At 65.9% G+C, this 14,925-nt stretch carries 18 protein-coding genes; 13 read left to right on the top strand and 5 right to left on the bottom strand.

The genetic code is table 11. From position 1 onward, the window contains the following. The first annotated feature begins 150 nt into the window (after positions 1–150). Genes CFB81_RS08695 through CFB81_RS08685 form a run of 3 tightly spaced genes read left to right on the top strand, consistent with a single transcriptional unit; the run spans position 151 to position 2,413 of the window. Complete coding sequence (locus CFB81_RS08695; RefSeq protein ID WP_089435083.1) at positions 151–1,194, top strand: LacI family DNA-binding transcriptional regulator; 1,044 nt, start codon at positions 151–153, stop codon at positions 1,192–1,194. A gap of 55 nt (positions 1,195–1,249) precedes the next feature. Further along, entirely contained in the window at positions 1,250–2,038 is a 789-nt protein-coding gene (locus tag CFB81_RS08690) for a YhfC family intramembrane metalloprotease (protein WP_089435082.1), read from the top strand. 12 nt (positions 2,039–2,050) lie between these two features. Further along, a complete protein-coding gene (locus CFB81_RS08685; protein WP_050015466.1) occupies positions 2,051–2,413 on the top strand; it encodes a DUF3022 domain-containing protein in 363 nt (120 codons plus the stop codon). Positions 2,414–2,446: 33 nt separating this feature from the next. Here the strand turns inward: CFB81_RS08685 and CFB81_RS08680 are convergent, their stop codons facing one another. Then, positions 2,447–2,878, bottom strand: coding sequence for a PGDYG domain-containing protein (locus CFB81_RS08680; RefSeq protein WP_069620783.1), 432 nt, complete (start codon positions 2,876–2,878; stop codon positions 2,447–2,449). A 121-nt stretch (positions 2,879–2,999) separates the two neighbouring features. Continuing rightward, the gene (locus CFB81_RS08675; RefSeq protein WP_089435081.1) at positions 3,000–3,551 is read right to left on the bottom strand and encodes a Spy/CpxP family protein refolding chaperone; all 552 of its coding nucleotides are present in this window, start codon (positions 3,549–3,551) and stop codon (positions 3,000–3,002) included. A 248-nt stretch (positions 3,552–3,799) separates the two neighbouring features. Here CFB81_RS08675 and CFB81_RS08670 point away from each other — a divergent pair, with 248 nt between their 5' ends. Next, complete coding sequence (locus tag CFB81_RS08670) at positions 3,800–4,264, top strand: Lrp/AsnC family transcriptional regulator (protein ID WP_006481526.1); 465 nt, start codon at positions 3,800–3,802, stop codon at positions 4,262–4,264. 513 nt (positions 4,265–4,777) lie between these two features. Continuing rightward, the gene (locus CFB81_RS08665; protein WP_006481527.1) at positions 4,778–5,878 is read left to right on the top strand and encodes a saccharopine dehydrogenase family protein; all 1,101 of its coding nucleotides are present in this window, start codon (positions 4,778–4,780) and stop codon (positions 5,876–5,878) included. Positions 5,879–5,994: 116 nt separating this feature from the next. Here the strand turns inward: CFB81_RS08665 and CFB81_RS08660 are convergent, their stop codons facing one another. Next, positions 5,995–6,612: an ATP-binding protein gene (locus CFB81_RS08660; RefSeq protein WP_069620780.1), complete on the bottom strand. Its 618-nt coding sequence runs from the start codon at positions 6,610–6,612 to the stop codon at positions 5,995–5,997. Next, positions 6,609–6,755, bottom strand: a complete 147-nt coding sequence (gene cydX / locus CFB81_RS08655; RefSeq protein ID WP_089435080.1) for a cytochrome bd-I oxidase subunit CydX — start codon at positions 6,753–6,755, stop codon at positions 6,609–6,611. Before cydX ends, CFB81_RS08660 begins: the two co-directional genes overlap by 4 nt. A gap of 200 nt (positions 6,756–6,955) precedes the next feature. Between cydX and corA the strand changes: the two genes are divergently transcribed. Next, complete coding sequence (corA, locus tag CFB81_RS08650) at positions 6,956–7,933, top strand: magnesium/cobalt transporter CorA (RefSeq protein WP_069620850.1); 978 nt, start codon at positions 6,956–6,958, stop codon at positions 7,931–7,933. A 7-nt stretch (positions 7,934–7,940) separates the two neighbouring features. Here corA and CFB81_RS08645 read toward each other — a convergent pair whose 3' ends face one another. Beyond that, positions 7,941–8,234: a YciI-like protein gene (locus tag CFB81_RS08645; RefSeq protein WP_069620779.1), complete on the bottom strand. Its 294-nt coding sequence runs from the start codon at positions 8,232–8,234 to the stop codon at positions 7,941–7,943. Between the two features lie 467 nt (positions 8,235–8,701). On the opposite strand from CFB81_RS08645, the gene CFB81_RS08640 reads away from it, so the two are divergent. The 7 genes from CFB81_RS08640 to CFB81_RS08610 all read left to right on the top strand — a co-directional run bounded on the left by CFB81_RS08640 (position 8,702) and on the right by CFB81_RS08610 (position 14,856). Further along, the gene (locus CFB81_RS08640) at positions 8,702–9,190 is read left to right on the top strand and encodes an aminoacyl-tRNA deacylase (RefSeq protein WP_027784485.1); all 489 of its coding nucleotides are present in this window, start codon (positions 8,702–8,704) and stop codon (positions 9,188–9,190) included. Positions 9,191–10,121: 931 nt separating this feature from the next. Then, complete coding sequence (locus CFB81_RS08635; protein ID WP_069620778.1) at positions 10,122–10,820, top strand: energy transducer TonB; 699 nt, start codon at positions 10,122–10,124, stop codon at positions 10,818–10,820. Positions 10,821–10,906: 86 nt separating this feature from the next. Continuing rightward, positions 10,907–11,812 carry a MotA/TolQ/ExbB proton channel family protein gene (locus CFB81_RS08630; RefSeq protein ID WP_069620777.1) on the top strand — a complete coding sequence of 302 codons (906 nt, stop codon included), beginning with the start codon at positions 10,907–10,909 and terminating at the stop codon, positions 11,810–11,812. Positions 11,813–11,832: 20 nt separating this feature from the next. Continuing rightward, complete coding sequence (locus tag CFB81_RS08625; protein WP_069620776.1) at positions 11,833–12,255, top strand: biopolymer transporter ExbD; 423 nt, start codon at positions 11,833–11,835, stop codon at positions 12,253–12,255. A gap of 81 nt (positions 12,256–12,336) precedes the next feature. Further along, on the top strand, positions 12,337–12,768 hold the full coding sequence (locus CFB81_RS08620; protein WP_069620775.1) for a biopolymer transporter ExbD: 432 nt from the start codon (positions 12,337–12,339) through the stop codon (positions 12,766–12,768). 16 nt (positions 12,769–12,784) lie between these two features. Continuing rightward, positions 12,785–13,975, top strand: a complete 1,191-nt coding sequence (locus CFB81_RS08615; protein WP_089435079.1) for a tetratricopeptide repeat protein — start codon at positions 12,785–12,787, stop codon at positions 13,973–13,975. A gap of 305 nt (positions 13,976–14,280) precedes the next feature. After that, on the top strand, positions 14,281–14,856 hold the full coding sequence (locus tag CFB81_RS08610; protein ID WP_069620773.1) for a helix-turn-helix domain-containing protein: 576 nt from the start codon (positions 14,281–14,283) through the stop codon (positions 14,854–14,856). The last annotated feature ends 69 nt before the right edge of the window (positions 14,857–14,925 follow it).

Below are 14,925 nucleotides of genomic sequence, written 5' to 3'. Positions count from 1 at the left end.
TGCTGGCGGGCGCGGCTCGACCGCGCAGCACCGGCCAGCGCAGGCGCCCACGCGCCACGACAGGGGAGGCCGCCGGTTGGCTTACGTTCCCAACAACAATGGTCCGTCTGCTCACGAAGCGGCGCGGATCGTACGTCGCGAGGCACGACAGTGACCGATTCGCAACCTTCCACGACGCGTCCGGCGACGATCAGCGACGTCGCGCGCGAGGCCGGCACGGGCAAGACCAGCGTTTCGCGCTATCTGAACGGCGAGACGCATGTGCTGTCCGTCGATCTGCGCCAGCGGATCGAGGCGGCCATCGCGCGGCTCAACTACCGGCCGAACCAGATGGCGCGCGGGCTCAAGCGCGGCCGCAACCGGCTGCTCGGCATGCTCGCGGCCGACCTGACCAATCCTTACACCGTCGAAGTGCTGCAGGGCGTCGAGGCCGCGTGCCATGCGCTCGGCTACATGCCGCTCATCTGTCACGCGGCGAACGAAGTCGAGATGGAGCGCCGCTTCCTGCAGCTGCTCACGACCTACCGCGTCGAAGGGCTGATCGTCAACGCGCTCGGCGCCGAGGAGGACGTGCTGCGTCCGCTGCGCGGCGCCGGCATTCCGGCCGTGCTCGTCGACCGCACGGTCGAGGGCTTCGAGGCCGACCTGATCGGCCTCGACAACGCCGACGCGATCGAGACGGCGCTCGCGCACCTCGTCGAACACGGTTTCGACGCGATCCATTTCGTCGTGCAGCCGTTCGAGCGCGTCAGCTCGCGGCGCGTGCGCGAGACTGCGTTCCGTGCGGCGCTGGCGGCGCGCGGGCTGCCGGTGTCGCCGACGGTCGTGCTCGACCTGAACGAAGCCGACGCGGCCGCGGCGGCGCTCGCCGACGTCGATGCCCGCATCGACGATGCGGCCCGGCGCGGCGTGCGCGCCGCGCTGTTCGCCGCGAACGCGCCGGTCGCGCTGGCGATCGCGCGCCATCTGCGCGCGCGCTTCGGCGCCGCGTGGCAGCAGCAGGCGGCGCTGCTGTCGATCGACGATCCGGAATGGGCCGAGCTGATCGGCATCACGACGATCCGTCAGCCGACCTACGAAATCGGCTACAAGGCCGTCGAATTCGTGCACGAGCGGATCGACGGCGCGGCGGGCGACGTGCGCGTCGCGATGCTGCCCGGCGCGTTGATTGCGCGCGCGTCGACTGCAAGCTGAGTATCATTCGGGGCACGCAGCGCGCCGGGTGCGCTGCCTCGAACCAAGGAAATACATGACTGTCGCTCCCGTCACGCTGGCGGCGCTGATCGCCGCCACGCTGATCATCGCGCTGCTGCCGCTCGTCCTCTACCGCTTCCTGCGCAAGCCGCTTGCGCTCAATCGCCGCGATACGATCGTCGGCGTGGCCGTCTTCACGCTGTTTGCGATGATTCTCGAGCGCGCGTTTCACGGGCTCGTGCTGAGCCGCACGCCCGAGGACGGCTGGCTGACGCAACCGCTCGCGTTCGTCGCGTACGGCGCGCTCGCGACCGCCGTATTCGAGGAAGTCGGCCGCTATCTCGGGATGCGTTTTCTGAACCGCCGCTACGGCGCATCGACCGGCTACGCTCGCGGGATCGGCTACGGGATCGGCCACGGTGGCGCCGAAGCGTGGTTCGTCGGCGTGCTCGTGTGGGGCCAGTGGTCGTATCTCGCGTGGCTCGCGAGCCGCGGCCAGCTCGAGACGCAGCTGGCCGACCTGCCGGTCGACACCGTGGTGCGGCTGCACATGATGCTCGCGACGCTGTCGGCCCAGTCGATCCTGCTGTTGCTGCTCGAACGCTGCGCGGCGTTCGCGGTGCAGCTGGCGCTGTCGGTGCTGGTGTGGCGCGGCGTGGGGGCCGGCCGAATCGCCGTATTGCCGCTCGCGATCGTACTGCATGCGCTCGCGGCGACGCCGACGCTGCTGTACCAGGTGCGCGTGCTGCCGGCCGCGTGGGTCGAGGCCGCGTATTTCGTGCTGGCCGCGGTCCTGGTGGCGGTGCTGGTGAAGACGTGCCGGCCGTCGCGTGCGGCGGCCTGACGGAGAGACGGAATGGACGACTATCTGATCGAATGCCAGAGCGCGGAATTCGACGCGCTCGCGCGCGTGATCTGCGATCTATTTCCGGAGCAGACGCGCTTCGCCGAAAGCAGCGACGCGCGCGGGCGCTTCCTGTCCGTGCACTGGCTGGCGATGCGATTCGGCGCGACGCCGAAGCGGATGACGCTCGACATCCGGATCGTGCCGGCCGCGCTCGCGCGCTACCTGGCGCTCAAGCCGATGCAGCGCGCGCGCAGCCATGCGGTGCTGCATGCGTATACGGAAGCGATGCTCGGGTCGCTCGAGGAACGGCACGCGGCCGGCGAGGCCGTCGAGCGCGATGCGGAACTCGAACTCGACGAAGATTTTGCGTGAGCGGCGGCGCCGGCACCGGGCCGGCGCGGTGCGTTACGCGTCGCGGTAGACCTGCGCGAAGCGCTGCGCCTGCACGACGCCGTAGTCGCCGGGCGCGTACTGCATCACCCAGTCGCCGGCCATGCCGCGCAGCGTGTCGCCGTTTTCCGAGCGGGCGATCGTAAACGGTTCGTCCATCCGGCGCGCGAGCACGACGGCCGGCCGGTTGCGGTAGGCGCCCGGCGCGCCGTGCGCGAGCGCCGGATCGGCGGGCAGGTATTTGGCGTCGAAGCGCGCGCGCGACACGACCCAGCGGTCGCCGGTCGAGCCGGTGATCAGCGCGTCGCCCGCGACGTAACGGTTCGGGCCTTCGAGGCTCATCAGTTCGCCGTCGGCGTCCGCGAAGGACACGGCGACGGTTTCGTCCTTGACGACATGACGGGCCTGCGGATCGGTACGCAGATCGAGTTGCTTGAGTTCGAGCATGGCGGGGAAGGGCGGGAAAGCGGGAAAAGCCGGGAGCTTATCCCGAATTCGGCGCGCCGTGTGACGCGCCGTCGCCGATCGCGGCGCCGTCCGGCCCGGCACGGCGCCGGCGGGGAGGCCGTCAGGGCTGCGCGGGCGCGCTCGCGGCCGGCGCGGCGGCCGCCTTGCCTTCCTTGCCCTTCGTCCTGCCCTTGCCGTGATGCTCGCCGCCGTGGTGCAGCCAGCTGCGGAAGGTGGTGTCGGCCAGCGCCTTCTGTTCCGCCGGGAAGCTCTCGTAGAGCGGCGCGAATGCGTCGGCAAGCTTCTTCGCGCCGTCGGCGTTCGCCTGCGACAGTTCCGCATACTGCTTGATGTCGTCGAGCGCGGACACGTCGTGCTTGGCCATCCGTTCGCTGTAGAGGCGGCCCATCGTTGCGCCGTTGTCGCGCATCGTGTCGGCGAACGCCTTCCATTGCGGCTCCTGCGCCGACGTGATCTTCAACTGGTCGTGCAGGTACTTGATGCGCTGCTCGATGCGCGCTTCGTGGCGTGCCGCACGCTGCTCGGCGCTCGGGCCCGACGCCGCGGCCGTCGTGGCCGGCGCCTGGGCCGGTGCTTGCGGCTGCGCCGGGGTTTGCGCGAATGCGCTGGCTGCAACGACGAGCGTAGCGAGGGTGAGCGAGATTTTCTTCATGGTTGGCTCTCCGGGGTGGTGTCTTGCGAGCGGGCGCGGCGGCCATCGCCGCCGGCGCGACTCTCGCGTCGCCCGTTATTAGTAGCACGTTGCCTCCGGTGCGGCAGTGAATGCGACACTTGCTTACATCCGATACGAATCGAAATCGAAGTCTCGAATCCGGGCCATGCCGGTTGGGCGCGCCGGCGTTCGGCGCTATCATCGCGTCACTTTCCACTCCGCCGGCACATGCGTACCGGCCCAGCGTCATGCGTCCACCCCGCCTCGACCAACTCGACGATCTCGACCGGCAGCTCGTCGCGCTGCTGCAAGCCGATGCGCGCGCGAGCGTCGCGGATCTCGCGCGCCAGCTGGACGTGGCGCGCACGACGGTCGTCGCGCGCATCGCGCGGCTCGAACGCACCAACGTGATCGCCGGGTATAGCGTGCGGCTCGGGCAGGACGTGCTCGACGCCAGCATTTATGCATACGTCGGCATCATCCTCACGCCGAAGTTCGGCAAGGACGTATTGCGCAAGCTCGACCGGATGCCGGAAGTCCAGCTGCTGTGCGCGGTGAGCGGCGAGTACGACTACGTCGCATGGCTGCGCGCCGATTCGCCCGAACGGCTCAACGACCTGCTCGACCAGATCGGCACGCTCGAAGGCGTCGAGCGCACGACGACGTCGATCATCCTGTCGCGCAAGATCGATCGCGGGACGATCGGCGGCTGACTTATTGCCGCACGCGGCGCCGTGCATGACGGACGGCGCGAGCGCATGCGCCGCGCAGGTGCCGCGCAGGTGCCGTTGTGTCACGGGCGCCTGGACTGGCATCGGCTACGTGCCCGCACGCATTCGCATCGACCTTCGCTGACCATCATGATGGGCACAGGCGCTCGTCGCCATCCTTCCGCGTACTTCGCGCCTCTCTCGCGAATCTCCTTTCGTATTCCGCCGCGACCGGCGCGCCGCACCTGACGCATCGGCAGTTCGCGCGTCACGCTCCACGCCGTGCCCCGTCTTCGTCGTTGCAATGCGCAACCGCCCGGCAACGACCGGTTTGCGACAGCGCCTTGCACGATTTTTAGATGAATTGGGTATTTCGACGAAATGTATCGTCATAACGTCGAAACTGCAGGTCGTTTCGCATCATTCTTCGTCTTGGAACTGATTTTGAGCGTCCCTACACTGTGTCCATGGCTCAACGCCGTCCACAACACCAACCCATCATCAGGAGATAAGCGCATGAAAATCGCCATCGTCGGCGCAGGTCTGATCGGCCACACCATTGCTCACATGCTGCGCGAAACGGGCGACTACGAAGTCGTCGCGTTCGACCGCGACGCGGATGCGCTCGCGAAGCTGTCGCGCGAAGGCATCGCGACGCAACGGGTCGATTCGGCCGACGCGAATGCGATTCGCGAAGCGGTGAAGGGCTTCGATGCGCTCGTCAACGCGCTGCCTTACTACCTCGCGGTCAACGTGGCCGCCGCCGCGAAGGCCGCGGGCGTTCATTACTTCGACCTGACCGAAGACGTGCGCGCCACCCACGCGATCCGCGAACTGGCCGACGGCTCCGACCGCGCGTTCATGCCGCAATGCGGCCTCGCGCCGGGCTTCATCGGCATTGCCGCGCACGAGCTCGTGAACGGCTTCAGCGAAGTGCGCGACGTGAAGATGCGCGTCGGCGCGCTGCCCGAATATCCGACCAACGCGCTGAAGTACAACCTCACGTGGAGCGTCGACGGCCTGATCAACGAATACTGCCAGCCGTGCGAAGCGATCCGCGACGGCCGCAAGCAGTGGGTGCAGCCGCTCGAAGGCCTCGAGCACTTCTCGCTCGACGGCACCGAATACGAAGCGTTCAACACGTCGGGCGGCCTCGGCACGCTGTGCGAGACGCTGTCGGGCAAGGTCGAGACGCTCGACTACAAGTCGGTGCGCTACCCGGGCCACCGCGAGCTCGTCCAGTTCCTGCTGGAAGACCTGCGCCTGTCGACCGATCGCGACACGCTGAAGTCGATCATGCGCCGCGCGGTGCCGTCGACGAAGCAGGACGTCGTGCTCGTGTTCGTCACGGTGACGGGCGTGAAGGACGGCCAGCTGGTGCAGGACGTGTTCACGCGCAAGATCTTCGCGAAGGACGTGTGCGGGATGCACATGAGCGCGATCCAGATCACGACGGCCGGCGCGATGTGCGCGGTGCTCGATCTGTTCCGCGAAAAGAAGCTGCCGCAGAGCGGTTTCATCCCGCAGGAAAAGGTGTCGTTGAAGGCGTTCCTGTCGAACCGTTTCGGCAAGCTGTACGACGGCGGCACGATGGAGCGCGTGCACGCGGTTGCCTGATCGCGGTCGCCGCACCATTCGCCCATCTGCGGCACGAGGGCCGTACGACGCCGGGAGCGCAGCAGCGCTTCCGGCGTTGTTTTTTGAAGAAGTGGGAAGGGCGCCGGGCGGCGCGCTCAGGCCGGCAGCGGCGGGACCATCGTCGCCGGTTGCGGCGGCGGCACGATGCGGTACAGCAGTGCGTCGATGTCCGCATCGGACGGCGCGGTGTTGTCGAACATCACGATGCCGTCGCATTCGCGGCCGGTCGGCACGAAGCGGCGCTGCCGGTATTCGTCCCAATGCGCGAGCTTGTACGCATCGTTCGGATTGGCGCGCGCGACGATCCGCTGATGCGCGACGTCTTCCGACGTGTGGACCCAGACGACCGTCAGCGTGACGTCGGGCGCGATGCCGAGCCATGCGCGATCGAGGATGCGCCGGTCGCGCACTTCGCGCGACAGCGGGCCGACGACGAGCGCGCCGATACCGAGCGCGAGATTTTCACGGGCCGTGTCGAGCAGGCCCTGGTATTCGGGATCGCGAAGATGTTTCAGGTAGAGCGGGCTGTCGCGGTCGTTCGGATCGTCCGTGAGCGCGCCCATCGCGGCCGCGCTGTAGCGGCCGTACAGCGTGTCCTTGTCGAGCAGGCAGAACGCTTCGCCGGTCGCGCGCATCAGCGGCCCGATGAGCCGCTTCGCGAGCGTGGTCTTGCCGGTGCCGGCGTGACCGCAGAAGAACACGAGATGCGTCACGAATACCGGCTCCCCGCCTCGTGGCGCGACGTGTCGCTGCGCTTGTCGCTGCGCGAGAACACTTCCGCTTCCAGCCACATCGCGTTGATGATGCCGAAGCCGAGCGCCACGCCGATGCCGAGTATCCACGAGAAATACCACATAGGTCTGCCTCCTTGACGGTGGGGCCGCACGGCCGTTGTGCATTGCGCAACGCAGACCCGGCGGGCCTGTCGACGTGCCCCGACGCGCGTGCTGCGGCGCACGCAGCCCGATCATGACCAATATCGGCGTGCCGCGCAAGCCGGGCCGTCCGTGCAGCAAACCGGTAAACTGATGCGCAAACCGCAACATCGTGGACAACATGCTGATCAACTGCGCTGCTTACCAGGACGGCCGCAAGCTGGCCGATATCGACATCGATGCCATCAGCGATTACGTGTCGAAGCCCGAATGCTTCGTATGGGTCGCGCTGAAGGATCCCACGCCCGAGGAAATCGACCTGATGGGCGAGGAGTTCGGGTTGCACGAGCTGGCGCTCGAGGACGCCCGCAAGGGTCATCAGCGGCCGAAGATCGAGGAATACGGCGATTCGCTGTTCGCGGTGCTGCATACCGTCGAACTCGACGACGACGACGAATTCAAGGTCGGCGAACTGAACGTGTTCGTCGGCCCGAATTACGTGCTGTCGATCCGCAACCATACCGAGCACGACTTCCGCGACGTGCGCAAGCGCTGCGAGCGGGAGCCGCATCTGCTGCGGGAAGGTTCGGCGTTCGTGTTCTACGCGTTGATGGATCAGGTCGTCGACCGGTATTTCCCGATTCTCGAAACGCTCGGCGCCGAGCTCGAGGAACTCGAGGATCGCATCTTCGCGAAGGCGACGCCCGCGTCGTCGCGCGCGATCATCGAGGATCTCTATTCGCTGAAGCGCCGGCTCGTGCTGCTGTACCAGCACACGGCACCGCTGATGGAGCCGCTCGCGAAGCTCACCGGCGGGCGCGTGCCGCAGGTCTGCAGCGGGATGGCGGCCTACTTCCGCGATGTGTATGACCATCTGCAGCGGATCGTGAAGACGATCGAAGGGCGCCGCGAGATGGTCGTCACCGCGATCCAGGTCAACCTCGGGATGATATCGCTCGCGGAGAACGAGGTGACCAAGCGGCTCGGCTCGTTCGCCGCGCTGTTCGCGATACCGACGATGATTGCCGGCATCTACGGGATGAACTTCGCGAACATGCCCGAGCTGCACCTGAAATACGGGTTCTACGGCTGCATCGCGGTGATGGCCATCGCCGATCTCGCGCTGTGGTGGCGCTTCAAGCGGGCAGGGTGGCTGTAGCCCGATTTCACGCAGGACGCGGCGCGTGCTTGCCGACCACGACGCGCCACGGCCGCACGCGCCACGATTTCACGAGGCCGTTCTGCACGTACGGATCGGCGCGTGCGAACGATTCGGCCGCTTCCGGCGAATCGCCTTCGAACACGAGCACGGCCTGATCGGCCGGCTCCGCCAGCGCACCGGCGAGCACGAGTTCGCCGCGCTCGGTCGCGGCCTGCGCGAGCGCGAGGTGCTCCGCACGGAACGGCTCGCGCCGCGACAGGTAATCGTCGACGAGTTCGTAGATCAACTGGTAATGCATGGTCGCTCCAGGAGTCGGTTTCCGCCGCGGGACAGTGGGCGGCCGGCTCAGTATAGGGCACCGGGAAAGCCGTTGGCGACGGGGTTGGCCGGCGTGCGTGCGGGCATTGGCGGCTCGCTTTTTTGAACAACGCATCCGGGCGGGGATCTCGTTGGTTTCTGCAAAAATGCAACTAACAGTCTGGCATCTCATCGTCATCCAATTGTCGAGCTTATCCGCCTTTACATAGGCGTCCCCTAAAGTTCGTCTACAGAAATGAGGGCCCTCCAAGCCTGTGCCGGGTCCGGATTTCGCAAGCCGGCGAGGGCGGCGAGCGGATGAAAAGCGACAGGCGGCCGGCGGCGGGCCATCTCCGTCGGGCGTCACACGTGAGCGTTTCCATTGGGCCGAAATGCGACCTATGCTGAACGAATCCGGAGCGAACGTCGTTCGCCCGATTGACCCGATTCGCCCAGACGAGGTGCGCCATGCCGGTCTCAGCCACCCTGCAGGATTGCCTGCGCCAGAAGTCATCGCGGTACGAAGTCGTGTACCACCCCTATAGCCATACGAGCATGGAGACGGCCGCCGCCGCGCATATTCCCGGCGACCGTCTTGCGAAAACCGTGCTCCTCGAGGACGCCGAGGGCTACGTCGCCGCCGTATTGCCGACGACGCATGCCGTGCGTCTGTCGGATCTCTGGGTGAAGACGGGACGCCATCTCGTGCTCGCCCGCGAGGTCGAATTGCGCGAGCTGTTCAAGGATTGCGACATGGGCGCGCTGCCGCCGGTCTGCATGGCGTACGGGATGAAGACGTTCCTCGAGGAGCGTCTCGCGCAGCAGCCGGAAGTCTATTTCGAGGCCGGCGATCACGAGGCGCTGATTCACATGACGCAGGACGAATTCCTGATGCTGATGGAGACGGCCGAGCGCGCGCATTTCTCGCACAGGATGCAGGGAATGATGCTGTCCTGAGCGATGCCGGTGGTTCGTCGAGGAAGCATGCGCGCAGGCATTTGCCGCCGGGTTAGGTAAGGGGGAGATGCCGGTGCGCGCAGGGGGCGGGCAATGGATTCATGCTGATGCAGCGGCGTTCTGCTTCGAAAAATAGATTGGTTGTGCAAATCATTTAACGGAGCGCGGATGAGCGGCCGGATTTATCGGATTTGATTTGCAATCCTTGATATATAGGCGATGCGAGCGTCATCCGCGCATCGTGGGACCGCCGTGGAATCGGCTAGCAGGCTGTTCGCGCTGATGCAAGCCCTTCTTGGCATGCGTGGGCCGTGACCTCACACGGGATGCATGCGCGGCAGTGGCTCACTCGCTGCCGTCCCTCGGCGCCCCAACGAAACGCATCCGGAAAATTCTTACGCGCGTGTCAATTCGGTGCGACGCACTAAAGTGGTGATTATTTGTACACGAATCACCGAATGAGTGCGATAACCATACAAATCAATTACTAAATCAATCGGAAATGGTTAATGAAGTTTACTAACTCGTTATTCGAGTAATGTCTCCAAACTTTGTATTCGGGCATCAAATAAAGTTTGACGCCCAAATTTTTTCCTTGCTATCTTCTGCACCCAAGACGAACGGCCCGGCTGACATCGGCGTGTAACGAAGGATCCAACCGTCATACGAGAAATGTGCCCGTGTCGACGTAGCTGACAATTGCCTGACCACGCTGGTGCGGGTAGACGCCGGATAGGGCGGCTATCCCGTTGCGGTTGAAACGATTCCTTGAAATTGAATAAATCGGGATCCGGATTCGATGCTTTCGATTCGGATTGCAGATTGAATTAAAAATGAAATTTCGCGTTGAGGCGGAGACGGAACCGACCGGGTTCCGGCGTCGGCCATCATCGCGAAACTGGGCGATTCGCTTGGGGGAAGGATAGTGGGCATGAAAGTCGAAGAGCATCTGGTTGCTTCGAACAGCGGACTGGCCACGCTGGGGCGTCCGCGGGAATTCGGCAAGAAGCAGCAGAATCCGGTGCGCCGTTTCGGCGGCATCGCAGTCGTCCTCCTGTTGCATGCAGTGCTGATCTACGCATTGCTCAATGGCCTCGCGACCAAAGTCGTGCAGGTGATCCAGCATCCGATCGAAACCCGCATCATCGAGCCGGTGAAGCCGCCGCCACCGCCGCCGATGCCGGTCGTCAAGCTTCCGCCGCCGAAGTTCGCGCCGCCGCCGCCGCCGTTCGTGCCTCCGCCCGAAGTGCCGGTGCAGGCGCCGCCGCAGGCGACCATCACGCACCAGTCGGCACCGGCGCCGTCCGCGCCGGCCGTGCAGGCGCCGGTCATCGCACCGCCCGCGCCTGCCAAGCCGGTCAGTCACGAAGTCGGGGTCGTCTGCCCGAATTCGGACACGATTCGCGCGTCGATGCAGTACCCGAAGGAAGCGCAGGAAAACAACATCACGGGTGACGTGACGATCGAGTTCGTCGTGGATGCGGAAGGGAACATCACGAACGAGCGCGTGGCCCAGTCGGCCGATCCGGTGCTCGATCGTGCGGCCTACAACACCGTGAAGCGGTTCAAATGCGTGGCGCAAGGCCAGGCAGTGCGGGTCCAGGTACCGTTCTCGTTCAACCTGAATTGATGCAGTGGGCGGTCCGGCGGGCGCCGGACCGGGGAAAACCGGCTCGAACCTTCATTGTAAGTTCAACGAAATAATTGGAGTGGGGTATGACCAAGCGTTCTCTGGCCGCGCTGGCGGCAAGCCTGTTGATGTCCGTCGCTGCAATCGACGGGCTCGTTGCACCGCAATTCGCTTACGCGCAAGCGAGCGGAGCCACGGCGGCATCCGACGCGTCGACACAGGCCGCGACGGCGACGCCGGCGCCGTCCGCCGCCGAGCCGGCCCCGCCGCCGGCGCCGGCCGCGACCGAAGCCGTCGAGAATCCGTACGGGCTCGGGGCGCTCTGGAAGAACGGCGACTTCGTCGCGCGGTTCGTGCTGATCCTGCTCGTGATCATGTCGATGGGCAGCTGGTACATCATGGTCACGAAGTTCGTCGAGCAGTTGCGAGCAAACCGCCGCGCGAAGCTTGCGGACGCGCAGCTCTGGAGCGCGCCGTCGCTGGCCGAGGGCGCGAAGCTGCTCGACGAGGCATCGCCGTTCCGCTTCATCGCCGAAACGGCGATCGAGGCGGGCGAGCATCACGACGAGGCGCTGCTCGAGGCAGTGGACCGCAACACGTGGATCGACGTGTCCGTCGAGCGCTCGATCACGAACGTGTCGAACCGCATGCAGGACGGGCTCGCGTTCCTGGCGACGGTCGGCTCGACCGCGCCGTTCGTCGGGCTGTTCGGCACGGTCTGGGGGATCTATCACGCGCTGACGGCGATCGGGATTGCCGGCCAGGCGTCGATCGACAAGGTCGCGGGCCCGGTCGGCGAGGCGCTCATCATGACGGCGATCGGCCTGGCGGTCGCCGTGCCTGCCGTACTCGGCTACAACTTCCTGGTCCGGCGCAACAAGTCGGTGATGGAGCGGGTCCGCAACTTCGGCGCGCAGCTGCATACCGTGCTGCTGGCCGGCAGCAAGCGTCCTGCTCGCGTGCCGTCGGCGGCCGCGTCGCTCGTGAACTGACCGGCTGACGGAGGCGCGCGATGGGCATGAACGTCGGGCAGGACGAAAGCGACGAGGTGATCGCGAACATCAACACGACGCCGCTCGTCGACGTGATGCTGGTGTTGCTGATCATCTTCCTGATCACGATTCCGGTCGTCACGCACACGATCCAGCTGCAGTTGCCGAAGGAGGTCGTGCAGCCGCTGCAGACCACGCCGAAGAGCGTCGAGATCGCGGTGAACCGCGACGGCGATTTCTTCTGGGGCGAGCAACGGGTGGACGCATCGGCTTTGCTCGCGAAGCTGAAGGGTGTGTCGCAGCAGCAGCCGCAGCCGAGCGTGCACGTGCGGGGCGACCAGAACACGCGCTACGAGTTCATCGGCCGGGTCATCACGATGTGCGAGCGCGCGGGTATCGCGAAGGTGTCGTTCATTACGGAACCGCCGGCGCGTGGTGGTTAACGTTGCGTGGGGACGGCACACGCGCCGCTGTCGATCGACGGCGACGCAAGGGATCGGAGCAGGCATCGACAGGAGCAGACGATGGGAATGAACGTGCCTTCGGGCGGGGGCGGCAGCGAGCCGGACGTGATGGTCGACATCAACACCACGCCGCTGATCGACGTGATGCTGGTGCTGCTGATCATGCTGATCATCACGATCCCGATCCAGATGCATTCGGTGAAGATGGACCTGCCGGTGGGCAATCCGCCGCCGCCGGCCACGCAGCCGGAAGTCGTGCAGATCGACATCGACTTCGACGGCACGACGACGTGGAACGGCGCACCGGTGCCGGACCGCGCGGCACTGGAGGCGAAGCTGACGCAGGTCGCGCACGAGCCCGTGCAGGCGGAGATCCATCTGCGACCGAACAAGCTGGCGCCGTACAAGGACGTGGCGGCCGTACTGGCGTCCGCGCAGCGCGTGGGCGCGACGAAGATCGGCCTGATCGGAAACGAGCAGTTCATGCAATGACGGAACGGGCCAACCGATGAACCAGCGACGATGGAAACGGATGTTGGCGCTGACGGCGCTCGGTGCGGCCTGCATGCTCGGCCGGCCGGCGTGGACGGCCGACGCGTTGCGGCCCGAGGTGGCGAAGCCGCTGGCGGCGGCGCAGGACCTGTATCGCGCGCACAAGTATCGCGACGCGCTCGGCAAGATCGCGCAGGCGGCCGCCGTGCCCAACCGCACGCCGTATGAGACCTACATGGTGGAAGCGACGCGCGGCGCGGCGGCGATGGCGGCCGGCGATACCGGCGTGGCCGCGCAGGCCTACGAAACCGTTCTGAACTCGGGACGCCTGTCGGGTGCGGACGAGCAGCGGACGACAGCGGCGCTCGCGGGAATCTACTTCCAGCAGAAGAACTATCCGCAGGCGATCCGCGTCGCGCAGCGCTACCTGAAGGCGGGCGGCACGGATCCGGAAATGCACACGCTGCTCACGCAGTCGTATTACTTGTCGAACGATTGCAGCCAGGTCGTGAGCCAGTTGAAGGCGGGCGCGGACGCACAGGTGAAGGCCGGCCACGCGCCGGACGAAGGGCAGTTGCAGATGCTGGCGACCTGTGCGCAAAAGAGCAAGGATTCCGGTGCTTATCGCAGCGCGCTCGGCATGCTGGTGGCTTATCATCCGAGCCCCGCGTACTGGGAGGAAATGGTTTCGGCCATTCGCGGCAGCCCCGGTTATCTGTCGTCGCTCGACCTCGACATCTATCGGCTGCGCAGGGCGACGGGCTCGCTGACGACGGCCGACGCCTATATGGAGATGACGCAGCTCGCGCTGGTGGCGGGCACGCCGGCCGAAGGCCGGCAGGTGATCGATCAGGGCTTCGCGTCCGGCGTGTTGGGCAAGGACGCGCAGGCGGGCCGCGAGAAACGGCTGCAGGCGCTGGCCGCGAGGCGCGCGCAGTCGGGCGCGGACGCTGCCGACCCGGTGGCGCCGATCGACGCCGGCATGAATCTGGTGTTCGCGGGCCACGCGGCGCAGGGGCTGTCGATGATGGAGCAGGCGATCGCGAAGGGAGGGCTCGAGCATCCCGATGCGGCGCGGCTGCGGCTCGGCGAGGCGTACTACGTGGCGGGCCAGAAGGCGCATGCGGTCCAGGTGCTGCATACGGTGAAGGGTACCGACGGATCGGCGGATCTGGCGAAGCTCTGGACGGTCGTCGCGTCGCGGTAAGGCGACGCTGGGGACGCGGGGGCCAAACGCGGGATGGGCGCCGTACCGCATACACGTGCCATTGCGCCACCTGAAGGAAGGGAAGTCTGACTGGACGACGAAAAGGGGCAGCCTTGTTAATTAGTAAGCCAAATGAAATGAGAGCGAATCGCGAGACCGCGAAGCGGGAATCCCGTTTCGCTCGGCGTGCGATGTGCGCGCGGCGGCAAAGGGCAGCGGAGCCTCGCGTCGCGGCGGCAGCCTCATGGCGCCGGGCAAGGCCTGCCGACATCAAACCGATTTCGATTGAGAGGGTCCGTTCTTCCATGGTCTTGCCTCCCGATGAATCGGTGCTCGTCGCGGTTTCGCTCGGCAACAAGATCCGCGCGCTTCGGCAGCGGCTGAAACTCACGCTCGACGAAGCGGCCACGACGGCAGGGATATCGAAGCCGTTCCTGTCGCAGGTCGAGCGCGGGCGCGCGACGCCGTCGATCACGTCGCTGGTCCGGATTGCGAAGGCGCTCGGTGTGACGATGCAGTACTTCATCGACACGCCGACCGAGGCGCGCTCGGTGTGCCGCGGCGATGCACTGCGGTATTTCCAGTTCACGAACTCGGCGAATTCCTTTGCCCGGCTGACGAATCTCGTGGACGGCCGCAAGCTCGACGCGATCCTCGTCAGGATACCGGCGGGGCAGTCGCCGTCGGAAGTGACGACGCATGCAGGAGAGGAGTTCCTCTATGTGATGCGTGGAAGGGTCGCGCTCACGCTGGAGGATTGCACGTTCGTGTTGAGCCCGGGCGACACCGCGCACTACGAGTCGACGATGCCGCATGCGTGGCACAACACGGCCGACGAAGAGGCGGTGATCGTCTGGGTTGGTACGCCGCGGCTGTTCTAGCCGAGGCGGCAGGCGCCGTACGCCGCGATGCAGGAGAAGTAACCGATCGATGGAAGGCCGCACGCAATA

This window comes from Burkholderia sp. AU28863, assembly GCF_002223195.1.
In the GTDB taxonomy this organism is placed as follows: Bacteria; Pseudomonadota; Gammaproteobacteria; order Burkholderiales; family Burkholderiaceae; genus Burkholderia; species Burkholderia sola.
Note: the sequence above shows the minus strand (reverse complement) of the source record. Positions and strands in the feature narration are given on the sequence as shown.